The 18,321-nt window shown below is 68.4% G+C and carries 17 protein-coding genes; 8 read left to right on the top strand and 9 right to left on the bottom strand.

All coding sequences use genetic code 11. The features are described 5' to 3' along the window. Positions 1-1,677, bottom strand: coding sequence for a DUF4185 domain-containing protein (locus AB0H49_RS00415; protein WP_357245591.1), 1,677 nt, complete (start codon positions 1,675-1,677; stop codon positions 1-3). 135 nt (positions 1,678-1,812) lie between these two features. Between AB0H49_RS00415 and AB0H49_RS00410 the strand changes: the two genes are divergently transcribed. Next, complete coding sequence (locus tag AB0H49_RS00410) at positions 1,813-2,433, top strand: hypothetical protein (protein WP_357245589.1); 621 nt, start codon at positions 1,813-1,815, stop codon at positions 2,431-2,433. A 261-nt stretch (positions 2,434-2,694) separates the two neighbouring features. Here AB0H49_RS00410 and AB0H49_RS00405 read toward each other — a convergent pair whose 3' ends face one another. After that, positions 2,695-4,041: a hypothetical protein gene (locus tag AB0H49_RS00405; RefSeq protein WP_357245586.1), complete on the bottom strand. Its 1,347-nt coding sequence runs from the start codon at positions 4,039-4,041 to the stop codon at positions 2,695-2,697. Positions 4,042-4,063: 22 nt separating this feature from the next. Further along, on the bottom strand, positions 4,064-4,525 hold the full coding sequence (locus tag AB0H49_RS00400; RefSeq protein ID WP_357245583.1) for an NUDIX domain-containing protein: 462 nt from the start codon (positions 4,523-4,525) through the stop codon (positions 4,064-4,066). Between the two features lie 262 nt (positions 4,526-4,787). On the opposite strand from AB0H49_RS00400, the gene AB0H49_RS00395 reads away from it, so the two are divergent. Both AB0H49_RS00395 and AB0H49_RS00390 read left to right on the top strand, forming a co-directional pair. Further along, complete coding sequence (locus tag AB0H49_RS00395; RefSeq protein WP_354998311.1) at positions 4,788-5,564, top strand: pirin family protein; 777 nt, start codon at positions 4,788-4,790, stop codon at positions 5,562-5,564. A 120-nt stretch (positions 5,565-5,684) separates the two neighbouring features. Further along, positions 5,685-6,176 (top strand): DUF4190 domain-containing protein, encoded by a 492-nt coding sequence (locus AB0H49_RS00390; RefSeq protein ID WP_354998312.1) that lies wholly within the window; start codon positions 5,685-5,687, stop codon positions 6,174-6,176. Positions 6,177-6,182: 6 nt separating this feature from the next. Here AB0H49_RS00390 and AB0H49_RS00385 read toward each other — a convergent pair whose 3' ends face one another. After that, positions 6,183-6,722: a hypothetical protein gene (locus AB0H49_RS00385; protein ID WP_354998313.1), complete on the bottom strand. Its 540-nt coding sequence runs from the start codon at positions 6,720-6,722 to the stop codon at positions 6,183-6,185. Positions 6,723-6,851: 129 nt separating this feature from the next. On the opposite strand from AB0H49_RS00385, the gene AB0H49_RS00380 reads away from it, so the two are divergent. The 3 genes from AB0H49_RS00380 to AB0H49_RS00370 all read left to right on the top strand — a co-directional run bounded on the left by AB0H49_RS00380 (position 6,852) and on the right by AB0H49_RS00370 (position 10,215). Then, on the top strand, positions 6,852-7,703 hold the full coding sequence (locus AB0H49_RS00380; protein ID WP_354998314.1) for a Scr1 family TA system antitoxin-like transcriptional regulator: 852 nt from the start codon (positions 6,852-6,854) through the stop codon (positions 7,701-7,703). A 10-nt stretch (positions 7,704-7,713) separates the two neighbouring features. Beyond that, a complete protein-coding gene (locus AB0H49_RS00375) occupies positions 7,714-8,088 on the top strand; it encodes a DUF397 domain-containing protein (protein ID WP_354998315.1) in 375 nt (124 codons plus the stop codon). 108 nt (positions 8,089-8,196) lie between these two features. Then, positions 8,197-10,215, top strand: a complete 2,019-nt coding sequence (locus tag AB0H49_RS00370) for a M13-type metalloendopeptidase (protein WP_357245578.1) — start codon at positions 8,197-8,199, stop codon at positions 10,213-10,215. A gap of 13 nt (positions 10,216-10,228) precedes the next feature. Here the strand turns inward: AB0H49_RS00370 and AB0H49_RS00365 are convergent, their stop codons facing one another. The 4 genes from AB0H49_RS00365 to AB0H49_RS00350 all read right to left on the bottom strand — a co-directional run bounded on the left by AB0H49_RS00365 (position 10,229) and on the right by AB0H49_RS00350 (position 14,738). Beyond that, positions 10,229-11,311 (bottom strand): ABC transporter ATP-binding protein, encoded by a 1,083-nt coding sequence (locus tag AB0H49_RS00365; protein WP_357245575.1) that lies wholly within the window; start codon positions 11,309-11,311, stop codon positions 10,229-10,231. 244 nt (positions 11,312-11,555) lie between these two features. After that, the gene (locus AB0H49_RS00360; RefSeq protein WP_357245572.1) at positions 11,556-12,458 is read right to left on the bottom strand and encodes a L,D-transpeptidase; all 903 of its coding nucleotides are present in this window, start codon (positions 12,456-12,458) and stop codon (positions 11,556-11,558) included. Positions 12,459-12,830: 372 nt separating this feature from the next. Beyond that, a complete protein-coding gene (locus tag AB0H49_RS00355) occupies positions 12,831-14,174 on the bottom strand; it encodes a cytochrome P450 (protein ID WP_357245569.1) in 1,344 nt (447 codons plus the stop codon). A 45-nt stretch (positions 14,175-14,219) separates the two neighbouring features. Next, on the bottom strand, positions 14,220-14,738 hold the full coding sequence (locus tag AB0H49_RS00350) for a DUF6764 family protein (RefSeq protein ID WP_357245567.1): 519 nt from the start codon (positions 14,736-14,738) through the stop codon (positions 14,220-14,222). Between the two features lie 209 nt (positions 14,739-14,947). On the opposite strand from AB0H49_RS00350, the gene AB0H49_RS00345 reads away from it, so the two are divergent. Then, complete coding sequence (locus AB0H49_RS00345) at positions 14,948-15,565, top strand: hypothetical protein (protein WP_357245565.1); 618 nt, start codon at positions 14,948-14,950, stop codon at positions 15,563-15,565. Between the two features lie 81 nt (positions 15,566-15,646). Continuing rightward, complete coding sequence (locus AB0H49_RS00340; RefSeq protein WP_357245562.1) at positions 15,647-17,131, top strand: MFS transporter; 1,485 nt, start codon at positions 15,647-15,649, stop codon at positions 17,129-17,131. Positions 17,132-17,183: 52 nt separating this feature from the next. Here AB0H49_RS00340 and AB0H49_RS00335 read toward each other — a convergent pair whose 3' ends face one another. Further along, positions 17,184-17,858, bottom strand: a complete 675-nt coding sequence (locus AB0H49_RS00335; protein WP_354998323.1) for a S1 family peptidase — start codon at positions 17,856-17,858, stop codon at positions 17,184-17,186. Positions 17,859-18,321 lie beyond the last annotated feature (463 nt).

Genomic DNA, 18,321 nt, shown 5'->3' with positions numbered 1-18,321 from the left:
TCACTTCGGTGTGCCGAGGTCGGCGCGCATCAGGTAGACGTTGTAGGTGTCCCAGGCCGAGATGGTGAAGTACAAATCCCGGCTCGAGGACCACGGGTGGATGAAACCGCCGTAGGCCTTCGGGTAGTCCGAGGTGTTCACCAGCGGCACCGTGTCGGTCCAGATGCCCTGCGGTGCGGCGGCTTCGCGCAGCACGATGGCGCCCTGCGCCGAATCCAGATACACCATCTGCCACTTCTCGGTGGCCTCGTCGTAGCGCACCGACACCTCGCTCGCGATGCCGAGGAACAGTGGCGTCGCGTGGTTTTCGATCACCGGGGCCCAAGCGCCGTTCACCCAGTACTGGTAAGCGGTCTTGTTGAGCACCTGGTTCTTCGGAACCCTGGCCAAGCCGACCACGCCGACCCGGCCGTTGGGCGTGCCGAACATGTAGACGTAGTCGCCCTGCGGAACCATGGCCGCGACCTGGAAGCGGCCCGTGCCGAAGAGGTTGTCCCACCTGGCGTGCTGATCCTTGGTCCAGGTGCTGCCGTTGTCGTCGGAGTAGGCGATGCCGCCGTAGTTGGTGAACCACATGCCGGGCACGCGGCTCCACCTGTTCACCGACATGTAGCTCAGGTACTGGCGCTTCCCGATCGCGAACCCGGAGGTCGGGATGACGGTGGTCTCCCAGTTCTTGATCTTGCGGCTGCTCAGGATCTCCGCCGCGTGGCAGCGGCTGTCCTGCACCATGGTGTCGATGGTCAAGCCGTCGGAGAGGTCGCGGTCGGTGCTGTAGCCGAGCACGTTGCTTCGCCAGTCCGGGCCGCCAGCGCCACCGGTCACCCAGCCCTCGCCGAAGGTGTCGCCGAAGACGACGGCGACCTCGCCCGGCTTGGTCTCCCACATGAAGCCGAGGTCGGTGCCGTCGACCTGCCAGCGCATATCGGTGCGGTTGTTCGACCCGTGCCCGGTGACCTGGCCGACCAGCTCGGTCTTGCGCACCCGCGGCGCGACGACGGCCTCGGCGACCGGTCCCGGATCGATCGGGTGCACGACCGGCGGCGGCGCGGGCTGCGGCTCGTCGCCGGGACCGCCGGGCACCGGAATCGGGATCGGCTCGATCTCGGGACGGAACTCGATGCGCGGCAACTGGATTCCGCCCTCGCCGGAACCGCTGCCCGAACCCGAACCACTGCCGGAGTCCGCACTGCCCGAGCCCGCACTGCCCGAGCCCGCACTACCGGAGTCCGCACTGCCGGAGCCGGAACCGCTGCCGGAACTCGATCCGGTGCCGCCGGGAGCGGGAGCCTCGGGCGTCTCCGGGTCCGCCGCTTCGATATCCGGCTTCGGGGTGTCCCGGATGTCGGGGCACGGGTTGTGGCACGGATCCTCGGGCAGCGGCTCCGGGACGATCCTGGTCTTGTCCTGCGGCGGGTCCGGCACCGGAACCGGCGTGATCTCCGGGATCGGCACGGGGATGTCGATCTGCGGCGGCACCACGATCGGCGGTGGCGGCGGCAGGCTCGGATCGGGCTCGCGGGCCAGCGGATCGAATCCTGTTTCGCCGCAGAGATTCACCGGCGGCGGCGCCCACGGGTGCGGTGCGGCCTGCGCGGGCGCCGGGACCGAGAGCACACCCGCGAGCAACACACCGAAGAGCGCTGGGGACTCCAGCTTCCTCGGTATCGCTCCCATACCTGTTGACTCCCTGGTCGAATCGGTCGCAGCGTGATCAACTTACCGGAACCGAGAGCCTGCGGCCGGGCGCCGTGCGGTGCCGATCGCCAATCGCGAGGGAACCGGATCAGGGCCGGTCGCGTCCAAGCAGATATGAACGACATCGAGTACGGCTTCGGGACGGGCGACGGCGCCGTCCACGTCTGGTCGTCACCCGCCGATCTCGACCTGGCCCGCACCGGCACGGCCGACGCCATCCAACTGGATTTCGACGGCGACGGTATCGCCGACGACGCGCTGTGGGATTCGCACGGCACCGGCATCGCCGACGTCGCCGCGCTGGACCTGGACGACGACGGGGTGCTCGACCACTTCTATACCGACCCCACCGACCTCGGCACCTGGAACCACCAGATCACCGGTTCGGCCGCCGACGCGGGCAGCGAACCGCTCGACTGGATCGTGCGCACCGGCCCGGATCCGCTCACCGCCCCGCAGAATGCCGCCGCCCCGGTCGTCACCGAAGCGCTGGCCGACTACCCGATCCCACCGGCGCCGACCGCTCACGGCGGCACGTTGGATCATCCCGCGCCGGGGCATCCGCCTCCGCTCGAGCACACGACTCCGCCCAATCTCCCCGAGCAACCGCACGATTCGGCACCGCTCGCCGAGCACCCGCTCTGGTCCGACCGCCCAGCCCGTCCGGCCGCGGTCCCGCTGGCCACGGAGAGCACGCCGATCACCGAACCACCCGCGACGACACACGAGCTCTGATCGGTGCGCGGCCGCTCCACGGACGCCTCGGCCAGCACGTTCGCAGAACGCGCCGATCGCTCCTTGTCGGTGCCGCGCAACCGCCCGGAAGCCGAATCGGCCGGACCCAAGACGGGCGGCCCCGCGCGTCCAGTGGGCGGCGCCCCCTGCCCACCCGGTCCTGAAGCTCGAGCGTGCGCCAGGCCGCTGGCAGACCGGTCAAGCCATCTCGGATCGAGCGGAGTAGCGGTGACCCGCGTCCGCACGTCGAGCCCGGCAGTCTTATCCCCGGGCCCGCCGCCTGCTGTTCAACGCGATCGCGAGAATCCCCACCCCGTACCCGACCGCGCCCGCGACCACCACCGGCAGCGATCGCCCGTCGTCCGGGACCACCAGCGCGGCCAGTGCGATGGCCAGGACGAACGCGATGTTGAAGACCGTGTCCTGGAGGGCGAACACCTGCCCGCGCCTGGCGTCATCGATATCTATCTGCATGGTGGCGTCGCCGGTGAGTTTGATCGTCTGCCCGGCCAGCCCGAACAGGAAGGCGCCCATGAGCAGTAGTTGATACGCGCGCTGGGCCGCCGCGCCCGCCTCGGCGACGGCGATCGGCGTCACCAAGGTCAGCTGCACGATCATCGCGGCGACGAGCCCGGCGACGACCGTGCGCGAACGGCCGAACCGCGCGATCACCAGCGGCGCGACGACAGCGGCGACCAGCATGCCGCCCGCCGTCGCGGCGATCGCCACACCGAACCCGATCAGGCCGCTGCTCAGACCGGAGCCCTCGGGAGCCTGCCGCAACACCAGCACCATGATCAGCGTGTTCGCGCCGAACACCACTCGGTGCGTGCCGATGCCGACCATCGCCGTGGTCACCGAGACCGACTGCCACACCGCCCGCGCGCCGGTGCGCAACCCGGTGAGGATCGCGTGCACGGTCCCCTCGTGGACCGCACTGCCGTCCTCCGGGCCGAGCACGCCGTGCCGGAACCCGGCCGCGAGCAACGCGCCGAGCACCGAACCCACTCCGCTCATCGCGACGGCGACGGCGGAAGCGAAATCACCCGCCCCGATCCCTCCGATGACAGCCACCGCGATCGCCGCGCCCGCGCCGGCGCACCCGGAGGCGACGGTGGCGAGCACCGAATTCATCGGCACCAGCCACTGCTGCGCGAGCACCCTCGGCAACGCCGCCGAGACGCCCGCCATCACGAACCTGCTGATGCCGACCACGGCAAGCGCCAGCAACAGCAGCGGCGGCTCGGCGATCCCGGCGACCAGCCCGACGCTCGTCACGCCGATCAGCACGCCGCGCAGCACGTTCGCCACCAGCAGCACCGCGCGCCGGTCCCAGCGGTCCAGCAGCGCACCGGCATAGGGTCCGATCAGCGAATACGGCAGCAGCAGGACGGCGAAGCCCGCGGCGATGGCCAGCGGATCGGTCTCGCGCTCGGGGTTGAACAGAATCGCCCCGGAGAGCGCGGCCTGGAACATCCCGTCGCCGAACTGTCCGGCGAAGCGCACGATCGCCAACCGCAACACGCCGGGACTCTCGCGCAGCGCCGTGCGCAACGAAACGCGCGGCTCGTCGGCGGGCGGGCTGTTCTCTTGGCGACCGATCGACACCGCCTTGATTGTGCCCTGTTCCTCAGCCCGAGCTGACCAGGGAACTGACCGCCGCCCGCATATCCGTCGTCATCGGAAGTTCGTCGAGCGCGCTCGCGTCGATCCAGGCGAAGGCGTCGTGTTCGCCCGGCGCGAGCGCCACCTCGCCCGGCTCCACCTCCACCAGGAAGCTGAACTTGCGCACCCGCGGCTTGGTGCGGGTGGCGTAATCGATGCCGCCGAGGAACTCGGTGATGCTGCGCACCCGCAGCCCGGTCTCCTCGAACAGCTCCCGCGCCACGCACTCGGCGAAGGTCTCCCCCGATTCCACGCCGCCGCCCGGCAGTTCGTACATGCCCCCGTGATAGTCGTCGGGCACCCGCCGGACCACGAGCAGTTTCCGGTCGCGGAAGACCGCGACACCGACCACGAAGTCGCTGATGCCGTCGCGGCGCGCCTCGGCGCGGAGCTGTCGCTCGATGCGATCGAGCGCTTCCGGTCGCATTCGGCTCTCACCTCCGATTCCGTTGGGGCGCTTAGTATTTCGAACTCGGTGCCGTCGGTAAGGGGCTCCGTCGCCGGTAACCCTACGTGTCCCGTCCCCGCTTCACCGCACCGGTAGGTATTGCTCGCCTGCCGTTCACCCGCTGGTCGCTCGCGTAAAATGCCGAGTGCAGGACAATTTACTAGGAATCAGGAGTACCGCGACCTCGAGTGCTCCTACCCTGAAAGGTGATCGGTGCACGGTCGGAGAGAGGAGGACCCTGATGTCCACACTCACGACGCCGCACATCGATATCCACCGTGGCGGCGACCGCATGAAAACGCGGGTGTCCTGGTTGGATTCGAAGCATTCGTTCTCCTTCGGTGAGCACTACGACCCGGAGAACACCCATCACGGCCTGCTGCTGGTGAACAACGAGGACATCGTGCTGCCCGGGCAGGGTTTCGACACCCACCCGCACCGGGACATGGAGATCGTCACCTGGGTGCTCGGCGGCAGCCTCGTGCACCAGGACTCTCTCGGCCACAGTGGCGTCATCTACCCAGGCCTCGCCCAGCGGATGAGCGCGGGCACCGGCATCCTGCATTCGGAGAAGAACGACTCCTGGCGGCTGGACGACAGCGCCGAGCACCAGGAGCCCGTGCATTTCGTGCAGATGTGGGTGGTGCCCGACGAACCGGGCCTGACCCCCGGCTACCAGCAGCTGGAAATCGATGACGAGCTGGCGGGCGGCGGTTTGGTCACGGTGGCCTCCGGCCTGCCGCGCTACCGCGACCGCGCCGCGATCGCCATCAACAGCAGCCACTCCGCGCTGCACGTGGCCCGCATGCCCGGCGCGGAACCGCAGGTGATCGACCTGCCCGACGCGCCGTACCTACACCTGTTCGTCGCCCGCGGCGAGGTGGAGATGGAGGGCGTCGGCCCGCTGTACGAGGGCGACGCCGTGCGGCTGACGCGCAGCGGCGGTCAGCGGATCACCGCGCACGGTCCGGCGGAGGTTCTGGTCTGGGAGATGCACGCGCGACTCGGCGGGCAATGAGCGATCCACCGTACGGTTTGTCCTATTAACATCCGAGCGTAGGGAGCGCGATCAGTAGGCGACCGCCGCGCAGCGCACCCGCCAGCGAGTTCCCCAGCGGCACCGACTGAGAGGAAGTCCATGTCGCAATATCCCCCGCCCGGCCAATACCCGCCGCCCGGGCAGTATCCGCCGCCACCCGGCGGATATCCGCCGCCGGGGCAGGGCGCCTACTGGCAGGAATCGCCGAAGGGCAAGGGCCTGGCCATCACCGCGTTGGTGCTCGGCATCCTGGCGCTGCTCACCTTCTGGTCCATCCTCGGCGGCGTCCTGTTCGGGCTGTTCGGACTCATCTTCGGCATCATCGCGTTCGTCAAGGCGCGCAAGGGAACCGCGGGCGGTACCGGCATGGCCGTCACCGGTCTGATCTTGAGCGTGCTCGCGCTGATCGGCGCGATCCTCATCGCCATCGTCGGCTGGAGTTTCTTCGTCGATTCCGGCGGCAAGGATTTCATCGACTGCCTGGACAAGGCGGGCAACGATCAGGCCAAGATCGACGAGTGCGAGCGGAAGTGGAACCAGAACATCGAGGACCGCTTCAGCGTCACGCTGACGCCGCGGCCGACGCCGTAGCCGAACTCACTTGTCTTTGGACGGGATCGCCGCGGTCCTGGTAGCGGCGATCACCTCGGGTAGCTCCGGTCGGTAGTCCATATCCGGCCGCGCGACCCAGGTGCGGTAGCCGCTGTGTTCGTCGGCGGGCGAGGGCAGCACGATCGTGCTGCCCGGCAGGGCGACCGAGGCGCAGACCCGGAACAGGTCCGCGAAGAGTGCCATATCCAGGTAGGAGTTGTCGGTCGGCCCGGTCAGGAAGGTCCAGCGGCCGGAACGCGGATGCGCGATGATCGGTCCGCCGCGTCGCCCGCCCGCGGTGAGCAGCGCGCGCACTTCGGCACCGAGCGAGGCGGGCATGACGACCGCGCCGACGGCGCCGACCTCGAGCATGATGCGGCCCAGCGCCGGATCGACCACGGCGTAGAGACCGTTGTCCTTGCGGTAGTGGCGGCAGCGCGCGAACGCGTCCTGGGTGGCCGAGTACTCCTGGGCCGCGTGTGATGGCGAGGCGTCCGGTGTCCCGAGGGGGCCGTGACTGCCTGATTCGGTGCGGAACGTGCTCATGACGAACCTCGCCTCGATGCGTAGTGAACGTGACGGGTGAATCGGCCGCTGGTGTCGACCCTAGTCCTGGGCAATCAGGTTGACAATAGTCACACGCTGGCGTGTTGCCCAGGCGTAGCATCGCGTGTCATGGCACCCGTCTCGCCTACTGTCGCGCGTTGGGAACTGGTGCTGCGCCTTCGCGAACTGCGCGAGCAGCGCGGTTTCGACTCCGCGACCTTCGCCAAGCGGGTCGGCTTCACCCCGGCGAACTGGTCGCACGTGGAGAAGGGCAGGCGCGTGCTCACCGGCAACACCATCGGTCCCGTGCTCGAGCTGCTGGAAGTCACCGCCGAAGAGCGCACCGAGCTGCTCGCCCTGCTGGACGCGAGCAAGCAGCGCGGCTGGTGGGCCAAGTCCTCCGCGCTGATCGGTCCCGAGCTGCAGCGGCTGTACGGAATGGAGCACGGCGCGCAGAGCATTCGCAGCTACGACAGCCTCATCGTTCCGGGTTTGCTGCAGACCGAAGCTTATGCTCGCGCGCTCATCAGCGCCGACGTGATGATTCGTCCGGTGCAGGTCGAACAGCTGGTGTCCATCCGCATGCGCCGGCAGGATCGGTTGCGCGGACCGGACGGCGTAGAACTCACCGCCGTCATCGGTGAGGCCGCGCTGTTGCAGCAGACCGGCGGCCCCGCGGTGCTGCATGGTCAGCTCGAGCACCTGGCCAAGCTGATCGAAGAGCTGGACACCGTCGAGGTGCGCGTCATCCCGTTCGCCGCGACCGCGGGCGCCACCCTCGGCGGTTGCAGCTTCCACCTGCTCGATTTCGCCGGCGTGCAGTTGCCGACCTTCGGCTGGGCCGAGAGCGCGGTGTTCGGCGGCGCGGTCGACGACCCCGATCTGGTGCGCGATCTGAGCTTCGCCTACCTGCGCGCGCTGGAGCAATCGCTGACCCGTGACGAGTCATTGGCCCTGATCAGGCGGCACGCGCTCGGGTAAAATCCTGCCCATGGCCACCACCGCTTGCCCGCCGGGCTCCACCGGCTGGTTCACGTCGACCCGATCGAACAACGGCAATCAATGCGTCGAGGTCAGGTTCGATGGTGATGCGGTGCTCATCCGTGACAGCAAATACCGCCGCAACCCGGCCAACCGCCCCGCCGAAGAGCCCATCATCACCGTCACCGCGAGCGCATGGACCTCGTTCCTGACCTTGCTCACCAGTGGACGACCGCACACCGATCTGGTCGTTCACACCGCCGCGGACGGCACCACCACGCTCCGCCACGGCGACGTCGCCCTCACCTACACCCCCGAAGAGTGGGAAGCCTTCCTCGCCGGCGCGCACGACGGCGAGTTCGACCGCATCATCCTCCCCGCCTGACCGCCCACCCCGGTCGCCCGCGCGGCCGGGGTTCACTCTGCGTGAACTCGCCGCAGCCCCCGCCACGATCACCTCGCGACACCGCGTCCACTCGGCATACTGGAGATCGTGACTTCCGAACCGATCAGCCCGTCCGGCCTGGACCTGTCCCACCTCGACGACGCCGTGCGCGTGCAGGACGACCTGTTCGCGCATGTCAACGGCAAATGGCTGGACGAATATCGGATTCCGGCCGACCGCGCGGTCGACGGCGCGTTCCGCGCGCTGTACGACCAGGCCGAGCTGGACGTTCAGGCCATCATCCAGAACGCCGCCGCCGCGGGCGCCGAGCCGGGCAGCGACGCGCGCAAGATCGGCGACCTGTACTCCAGCTTCATGGACACCGAGACCGTCGCCGCCGCCGGGCTCACGCCGATCTCCGCCGAACTCGCCGCCGTGCGCGAGGTCGCCGACCGCGGCGCCTTCGCGGCGCTGCTCGGGCGGCTTCAGCGCACCGGTGTCGGCGGCGCGGTCGCCCTCTACGTCGACACCGACGACAAGGACTCCACCCGCTACCTGGTGCACGCCACCCAGTCCGGCATCGGCCTGCCCGACGAGTCCTATTACCGCCAGGACGAATTCGCCGAGATCCGTACCAAGTACATCGCGCACATCGGCCGCATGTTCGCGCTCGCCGCCGCCGATCCGCGCATCGCCGCACTGCTGCCCGAGGACTTGGACTCGATCGGGCAGCGGGTCTTCGAACTGGAGCGCAAGCTGGCCGCGGGCCACTGGGACGTGGTTCGCCGCCGGGATGCCGAACGCAGCTACAACCTCGTCACGTTCGACGCGCTGGTCGCCGAGAACCCCGAATTCGATTGGCAGGCCTGGGCTTCGGCGCTTGCCGAGGGCGTCGACAAGCCGGTCGCGGAATTGTTCGCCGAGGTGGTGGCGCGCCAGCCTTCCTACCTGCGCACCTTCGCGCAGACCTGGGCCGAGGCGGATCTCGCCGACTGGCGCGCGTGGGCTGCGTGGCGCGTGCTGCGTTCGCGCGCGGCGTATCTCACCGAAGAACTGGTCGAGGAGAACTTCGACTTCTACGGCCGCACGCTCACGGGCGCCCAGGAGAACCGGGAGCGCTGGAAGCGCGGTGTGTCCCTGGTTCAGGAACTGCTCGGCGAGGCGGTTGGCAAACTGTATGTGGCCGAGCACTTTCCGCCGGAGGCCAAGGCCAGGATGGTCGAGCTGGTCGCCAATCTCCAGGAGGCCTACCGCCGCAACATCTCCGAGCTGGCGTGGATGGGTCCGGACACCAGGAAGGCCGCGCTGGCGAAACTGGAGAAGTTCACCCCGAAGATCGGCTACCCGGAGCGCTGGCGCGACTACTCCGCCGTGGTCATCGATCCCGCGGACCTGGTCGGCAACTACCGCAGCGGCTACGCGGCCGAGCACGATCGCGAACTGAACAAGCTCGGCGGACCGGTCGACCGGGCCGAGTGGTTCATGACCCCGCAGACGGTCAACGCCTACTACAACCCGGGCATGAACGAGATCGTCTTCCCCGCGGCGATTCTGCAGCCGCCGTTCTTCGACATGAACGCCGACGACGCGGCCAACTACGGCGGCATCGGCGCGGTGATCGGTCACGAGATCGGCCACGGCTTCGACGATCAGGGCGCCAAGTACGACGGCGACGGCAACATGATCGACTGGTGGACCGACGCCGACCGCGCCGAATTCGCCAAGCGCACCAAGGCGTTGATCGACCAGTACAACGTGCTCTCCCCGAAGGAGCTGTCCGACGAGCACACCGTCAACGGCGAATTCACCATCGGCGAGAACATCGGCGATCTCGGTGGGCTCTCCATCGCCCTCGAGGCGTACAAGATCTCGCTGAAGGGCGCCGAGCCCTCGGTCATCGACGGACTCACCGGACTTCAGCGCGTCTTCTACGGCTGGGCCCAGGTCTGGCGAACCAAGGCCCGCACCGAGGAGGCCATCCGCCGCCTCGCCGTCGATCCGCACTCGCCGCCCGAATTCCGGTGCAACGCCGTCGTCCGCAATATCGACAGCTTCCACGAAGCCTTCGACGTCCGCCCCGGCGACGCTCTCTACCTCGAGCCCGCCGAACGCGTGAAGATCTGGTAGCGCCGAAAAAGATTCAGCGAAGGCGGGTTTCGGTCTCGGCGTCGAAGAAGAGGATTTCGTCGGGCTTGGGCCGCAGGTGCAGCGGGGCGCCGAGGCCGGCGCGGAAGCGGCGGTCGACGCGGGCTACCACTTTGCCGGTGCGGCTGCTCCAGTCCTCGGAGGCGCCGTGGCCGTAGAGGAAGGATTCGGCGCCGAGTTCTTCGACGCGCTCGGCGGTGATCGTCACGCTCCCGTCGGAATCGCTGGTGACCGCCCAGGATTCGGGACGGATGCCGAGGACGACGCGGGCGCCCGGTTTCGCGCTGCGCGGCAAGGGGATTCGCAGGTCGTCGAGCATCGCGGCGTCGTTGTGCACCGGGGCGTCGAGCAGGTTCATGCCCGGCGAGCCGATGAAACCCGCGACGAACGTGTTGACCGGGTCGTCATAGAGATCGCGCGGGGCGGCGATCTGCTGAAGCCTGCCTTCGCGGAGCACGGCGACCCGGTCACCCACGGCCATCGCCTCGACCTGATCATGGGTGGCGTAGAGGGTGGTGGTGCCGAGGCGCTTCTGTAGGGAAACGATCTGGGGCCAGGTGCTGACCCGCAGCCCGGCGTTCAGGTCGGCCAAGGGGTCGTCCATGCACAAGACCTGGGGTCTGCGCACGATCACCCGCCCCATCGCGACGCGCTGGCGTTCCCCTTCGGAGAGTTTCGCGGGTTTGCGCTCCAGCAGATCCTCGAGCTCGAGCAGCTTCGCGGCCTCGTCGACCCGAACCTGAACGTCGGCCTCGTTCACGCCCGCGTCGCGTAGCGCGAAACCCATGTTCTGGGCGACGGTCAGATTCGGGTAGAGCGCGTAGCTTCCGAACACCATCGCCACGTCGCGGTCGTGCGCCGGCAACTCGGTGACATCCCGCTCGCCGATCGAAATGCGCCCGTGCTGCACCGCGGCCAGCCCGGCGAGCATGCGCATACTGGTGGACTTACCGCAGCCCGACGACCCCACCAGCACGACGAACTCCCCGTCGGCGATCTCGAGCTCCAGGTCGTCGACGGTGGGCCTCGGCGCACCGGAATACCGGTGCGTCACCCGGTCGAAATGCACCGTCGCCATGCTGTCGTCTCCTCGTGTCGTCGCGAAACTTATCGCCGTATTCGCACGGCGGAGACTTTACGACGTGAACAGCAAATCATCGGTGAACATCGCCCGGCGGCGCGTTGAACATGCGACCAGTCCGCCGTGCGCCACCGAATCGCGAACCATGAACGGTTATTTCGCGGCGGAGCGAGCTGTAGAGACGAAAACGCCGACCGCGCGGTAGTGCGCGGTCGGCGTTTCGTTGGCTATCGGCCGGGTATCAGTTCCAGTCGCCCAGGCCGTCGCGCGAGTTCAGCGTCCCGCCGTCGGTGTTCTGCACGATGACCGGATCGCCCTTCTGCGCGTTCTCGAAGAACCAGCGGGCGTTCTCGGTGCTGACGTTCAGGCAGCCGTGGCTGACGTTCGACACGCCCTGCTGGCCGACCGACCACGGGGCGGCGTGCACGAAGATGCCGCTGTTGGAGATGCGGGTGGCGTACTCGACCTCGAGCTTGTAGCCCTCGGGAGCGTCGATCGGGACGCCGTAGGTCGACGAATCCATGATCATCTTGCGCTGGCGCTCACCGACGATGTAGATGCCGTTCGGGGTCTCGTACTTGGGCTTGCCCATCGAGACCGGCATCTCCATCACGACCTCGCCGTTGCGGGTGACGGTCACGGTCTTGGTGGTGTCGTCGGCGGTGGTGATCAGCGCGTCGCCGATGCGGAACGAGCTGGTCGTGCCGCCCGCCGCCACCGTCACGTCGGTGTTGTCCGGCCAGAAGTCGTTCGGCCGGTAGCGCACCTGCTTGTCGCTGAACCAGTAGAAGTGGCCGGGCGCGTCCTTCGACGAGGTGACCTTGATGGCCTTCTCGGCGGTGGCGTGATCGGTCACCGGCTCCTGGAAGGTGATGATGATCGGCTGCGCGACGCCGACCGTCTCGCCGTCGGCGATATTGATGCTCGGCGGCGCGAAGTTGGCCTGAGGGGCGGGATCGGTGGCCGCGGCCGCCGATCCCGAACCGACTCCGGGGATGCCCGGCTCGGCCTGAGCGGGAGCGACGATCATGGCACCGGCCGCCGCGATCGCCGCGGACAAGAGAACGCCCCGCCGGATCCGGCGGGCTAGCCGTCCTTCCTCGCGGAAAGTCGACAGCGTTCTGTTGTTCGAAGCGGCATGCATAGGTTATTCGTCCATTCCAGCTCTCGCGCGCGCGTACGCGGGCGAGATGTCTCATCGGTGTGGGTGCTCGGCGCCCGCGCGCGGACGTCACGGGTCCATCGGAGCTGCCACGGATACTGACGGGGGCCTTCGAAGCACCCCACGGGTATTGACGCCCGACCCCTGTTCATTCCTACCGTTTGGATGCGACAGCTAGCCAGTGCCAATATCCGGTTATTCGCCCTATTGGTCAGATGTGTCCTGGGACACATCAGTCAAAGCCGATCACTGAGTTCGGTCAAACGGCCCGGTCAGGTCCGCAAGTCCGGTGCAAGTGCGGCAACCTGCGGTCCGTCCGGTTTTCTGCAAGATCAAACAGTTTCGTGACAGAAATCACGCCAGGACGTCGAAGGGGATCGACCGATGCGGTCCCGTCGCGATGTTGTGCGGCACCGAGAGCGGCGCCCGCCCGCGCGCGTAGCGCGGCGGCAGCGCGAGCCGCACGCGGCCGAGCACCGTGGCGAGCGCGATGCGCAGTTCGTAGTCGGCCAGGCTCGCCCCGACACAGCGCCGATGTCCGCCGCCGAAGGGTGCGAACTCGAACGGGCCGTAGCGACGGTCCAGGAACCGTCCGGGACGGAACCGCTCAGGATTGTCCCAAATGTCCGAGTCGGTATGCAGCAGGGGTAGCGCGAGCCCCATCGTCTCGCCCGCGGCCAAGCGCACGCCGCGCAGCGCGAACGGCTCGGTCACCCGGCGCAGCACGATCGGCACCGGCGGATGCAGGCGCAAAGTCTCCTGGCAGACGGCGTCGAGGTAGGGCAGCGCCGCGATTTCCGTCGGTGTATCGCCCGCCTCGCGCAGCTCCGCGCACAGCGTGCGCAGGGTCTCCGGTACACGGTGCAGGTGGTACAGCGCCCAGACCAGGCTCGTCGCCGTGGTCTCGTGCCCGGCGACCAACAGGGTGCGCAGCTGGTCGCCGAGCTCGGCGTCGGTGGGTGCGCTTCCGTCGTCGTAGCGCGCGCTCAGCAGCAGGCCGAGGATGTCGCGGTCGTCTTGGCGCGCAGTGCTTTCGCGCTCGGCGAGGTCTTCGCGGATCAGTCGATCCAAGCGGGCGCGCGCTGCGACGAACCGATCCCACGGCGCCCGACCGAACGCACCGCGCCGCAGGGCGGGCGCGAGCAGCAGCGGGCCGGAGAAGGCGGTGAGGAACTCGGTGATCGCGGCGGTGTACGCGGCCCGTCGTTCGCCGGCGCGCACGCCGAAGACCGCCTCCAGGATCACCCGCAGCGTGATCGACCGCGCCGCGGCGCGCGAATCGACGCGCGTACCCGGACGCCACGGCGTCGGACCGGCGCAGATCTCGTCGAGCGTCGCGGTCCGGATCAGCTCGCCGTAGGCGCGGATCCGCGCGCCGTGGAAGGCAGGCGCGAGCAAGGTCCGATCCCGTCGGTGCACGGCGCCCGAGGTCAGAATCAGCGAGGCCGGTCCGACCAGCGGCTCGATCGGATTCGGCCGCGGCGGTTCGAGCAGGTCGATCGGGGCGCGGAACAGTTCACGCGCGCCCGCGGGTGTTCCGGTGAACAGCACCGCGCCGAAGCCGGGGAACCTGACGTAGAACGGATCACCCTCGCGCGCCCGCCGCCACCGGAAATACCGCTCGAAGTCCAGCCCGGCCGCGAGCGCGTGCAGTGCGAAGAACCGAGGCGGAGCCGGTGCGGCGGTCTCTGTCGCCATGCCCTTACCTACGAGACGCCCACGGCCGCGGTTCGACCGGCTCGTTCAGTGCGACGCGACCCAGCGGCCGAACGGCGTCGCGAGGCAGGACGCACCGGTGGCCGCGTTCCACGCGAAGGCCGCGGACCCGAGGCACACCACGGTGCGTTCCTCGCTGCTGACCTGCGCGCGCGAGCCTTCGAAGGCGATCGAGATCGCGATCGTGGTGCCGTCCGCCGCGTCGGGATCGGTGATCGTGGTCAGTGCCAGCGCGTCCGGGCCGAAGCCGAGCGCGACCGGAATCCCGCCCGCGCCCTCGCTGGCGCCGATGCCGCCCGCCGCGCCGATGCCCAGCGCCATCGCCCCGGAGGTTGCTCGCGCGTAACCCACCCCGTCGAAACCGGCCGATCGTGCCTGTCCTTCCGAGTCGGTGGCGGCCCGGCACCCGGCCCGACCATCGATGACGGTGACGTCGACACCGTGCTCCGAACCGCAATGCGCATCGGTTGCCGAAGCGAGAGCCGGAAGTGCGAACGAGGATCCCACCGCGGCGGTCGAGCAGATGATCGCGCTGATCAGCTTCACGGTCTACCCCTTTCACACCGTAGGGCCCACCATACCCAGGTCCATTGCCGCCGAGGCCTTTCCGCAGCGCCCCTGGACTGTGTCCCTTTCGACTCGACTACCGCGTCCGTGATGGTGTATGCATGGCGTGATATTTGAAGATCAGATCGTCAACTTCGGATTCTTACGGGGGTATAGGTTCGGAGCGTTACAGCTCGGGAGGACTGTACGTGTCTCGTCAACTGCTATCCGGTCTCGCGCTCGCGCTCGGAACCGCCGCCACGGCGCTCACCTTGGTGGCCTGTAGCTCGACCATCGACGGCACCGCGCAGCCCGCGCTGGACAGCGGGACCGTCGACGCCGTCAACACCAGCACTCCGAAGACCTCTGCCCCCAAGTCGAGCGGCAGGCCGACGTCCGGCCGTCCCACGCCGACCGGCGGCAGCACCGATTTCGAGGCGTCCATCGGCGACTGCGTCACCCTCGGCGGCACCACGACCAACGCCACCATCGCGAAGGCGTCCTGCGGCAGCCGCGCGTCCAACTACAAGGTCATCGGCAAGACCGAGACCAGCTCGGCGTGCCCGGCGGATCGCGACAACTACTACGCCGAGACCATCAACGGCGTGCAGCAGGGCGCGCTGTGCCTGGACATCGACTGGGTGGTCGGCGGCTGCATGGACGTCGGCGGCGACGATCCGAAGCGGATCGACTGCACCGAGCGCGGCTCGCAGGGCGTGCGGGTGACCACCATCGAGCAGGGCGCCGCCGACGCGAGCGTCTGCGACAGCGGCATCGGATTCGAGTACTCCGAGCGCCGGTTCGTCGTCTGCGTCGAGGAACTCTGACGACCGCGAGACGTACCCGCGCTCCGGCCGTGCGCGGGCTGTCGACGGACTGACGTCCGGCTGCGCCTATAGGTTGGACCGGTGAGCACCATCCAGGAGCTGCCCCGGTTGCGTTCGGCGACCGGCCGCTGGATCCTGCTCGCCACCATCCTCGGCTCCTCGGTCGCCTCGCTGGACGCCACCGTCGTCAACATCGCGCTGCCGCGCATCGGGGAGTCGCTGGACACCGATGTGGCCGGTCTGCAATGGACGCTCAACGGCTACACCCTGACGCTGGCCTCGTTCATCCTGCTCGGCGGCTCGCTCGGCGACAAGCTCGGCAGGCGCAGGGTCTTCGTTTGGGGCGCGGTCGGTTTCGCGGTCACCTCGGTGCTTTGCGCGGCGGCGGTGAACATCGAGATGCTGGTGGCGGCGCGGGTGTCGCAGGGCGTGGCGGGGGCGATGCTCACCCCGGGCAGCCTCGCGCTGATCTCCTCGTCGCTCGATGAACGCGATCGGGGCGCGGCGATCGGGCTGTGGTCCGGTTTCGGCGGCGTGGCGGGCGCGCTCGGGCCGTTCCTCGGCGGCTGGCTGATCGACTGGGTGGGCTGGCAGTCCATCTTCCTGATCAACGTGCCGCTGGTCGCCGTGGTCGTGGTCCTGGCGTTGCGTCACGTTCCGGAGAGCTTCGATCCGAATGCCGCCGCGCGACTGGACGTCCCTGGCGCGGTGGTGGTCGCGCTGGGACTCGGCGCGCTGACCTTCGGGCTGATCGACGCGATGCCGCTGCTGGCCGTCTCCGGCGTGCTGCTGCTCGTGGTTTTCGTGGTGATCGAGGTGCGCAGCGATCATCCGCTTGTGCCGCCCGCGCTGTTCCGTTCCCGGGTGTTCACCGCGGCCAATCTGGTGACGCTGGCCGTCTACGCCGCGCTCGGCGGCGTCTTCTTCCTGCTCGTCATGGAACTTCAACTGGTGGCGGGTTATTCGCCGCTGCTGTCCGGGTTGGCCACGGTGCCGATCACGCTGATCATGCTGGCGCTGTCCGCGCCCGCGGGACGCTGGGCTCAGGCGCACGGGCCGCGCGTCCCGATGACGCTCGGCCCCCTACTGGCGGCGGCGGGATTGATCCTGCTGCTGCGCATCGGACCGGCCGCCGGATATGTCGGCGACGTGCTGCCCGGCGTGGTGGTCTTCGGGCTCGGGCTCGCGGTGCTCGTCGCCCCGCTGACCGGCGCCGTGCTCGGCGCGGTGCCCGCGTCCGAGGCCGGGATCGCCTCCGGCGTGAACAACGCCGTGGCGAGGACCGCCCAGCTGCTCGCGGTCGCCGCGCTGCCCGGGCTGGCGGGGATCTCCGGCTCGCTCACCGACCCGGCCGCGTTCGACGACGGGTTCGAGACCGCGATGTGGATCTGCGTCGGGCTGCTTGCCGTCGGCGCGCTGATCGCCGCCGTGCTGCTGCGTCCGCCGCGCCGGGCGCCGGACCCGGCCAGCGTCGAGTGTCTGCCGCAGTGCGCGGTCGCGGGCCCGGCCGTCGCGCCACGCCACGGCCTCGTCGACGCTCCACGGGGTCCGCGGAGTTCCGCGTAACAGAAAGGAGCGGGCGATGCCGCCCGCTCCTCGTGGTCTGTGCTGTGGCCGATCAGATCGGCACGTAACCCGCGCCGATGCCGCCGCGCGCGTTGATGTCGTTCATGATCGCGCTCATGTTGGTGCCGACCTCGGGGCCGAAGCACGCGATCGCCAGGTAGGCGTTCACCATGCCGACCAGGGTCGTGCCCGCGACCACGGGCGCGCCGGAATCGCCTTCGACGACGCACATCTGGGTCCAGGTCTCGATATTGGTGCCGAACACGTCGCCGTAGGTGATGCCGCAGGTGTTGCCCGTGGTGCGGCCTTCCTTGCAGACGATCATCGGGAACTGGGCCGGTCCGCCGATGCCGGTGATGGTGACGTTGCCGATCCGGTTGACCGGGGTGATGGCGCCCGGCTCGAACTCGATGACGGCGTAGTCCAGTTCCGAGTTGGAGTAGACGAAGCGACCGATCACACCCGCCTCGCGATCGACCTCGGCGTACACCTGCGCGCCCGGGTCACCGCAGTGTCCGGCCGTGAGTCCGACCAGTCTGCCCGCGTTGTCGTGACCAACCGTGGTGACGGTGCACTCGAACATGTTGTCGATGACGATGCCGGATCCGCCCCCGATCACCGGCGGACCGGGCGCGGCGGCCGCGGGGCTCGCGCCCGTCCCGAGCAGCGCCGCACCGAGGGCGACGGCGAAGACGGCGTTGGCCGCCTTGGCGAGTTTGCTGAACATGTCCCTCCAGACGTCGGAAGCCCGCACGATATCAATCTGTCGCATACATCGTGTCAGTATTCGGTCTCGGGCGCGTCTCGTCCCGGCGGGTGCCGCCGAATCGTGATGGTGATAGCTAGGATCTATAACAAAGGTCGCGGGATGACACGCTCAATGCGTTTCCAAACGGTTTGGAACGCATTCGAGAGCCCTCGAATAAGACGTCAATTTTAGATGAATATTTTCCGCGTAATTGATCGGTGATAGTGGACGACGCCCATATAGAGGCGCCCCACCTGTAACTTGTTCTAAAATCTGGACGCTTTATTTTGGGACGCAAGACAAAGGCCTGACCGCGCGCTCTAGGACATTCCCCGACGGTGACTCACATCTATGACTGCAATCACATGGGGATGGTGTGTTCTGCACTACTCCGTAGTAAGGTGCGTCAAGCAAACAAGTCGTCGGGGTGAGCAACCGGCGT

The sequence above is a fragment of the Nocardia sp. NPDC050713 genome, assembly GCF_040654315.1.
In the GTDB taxonomy this organism is placed as follows: domain Bacteria; phylum Actinomycetota; class Actinomycetes; order Mycobacteriales; family Mycobacteriaceae; genus Nocardia.
The sequence above is the reverse complement of the archived record's forward strand: the minus strand, read 5'-3'. Positions and strand labels throughout refer to the sequence as shown.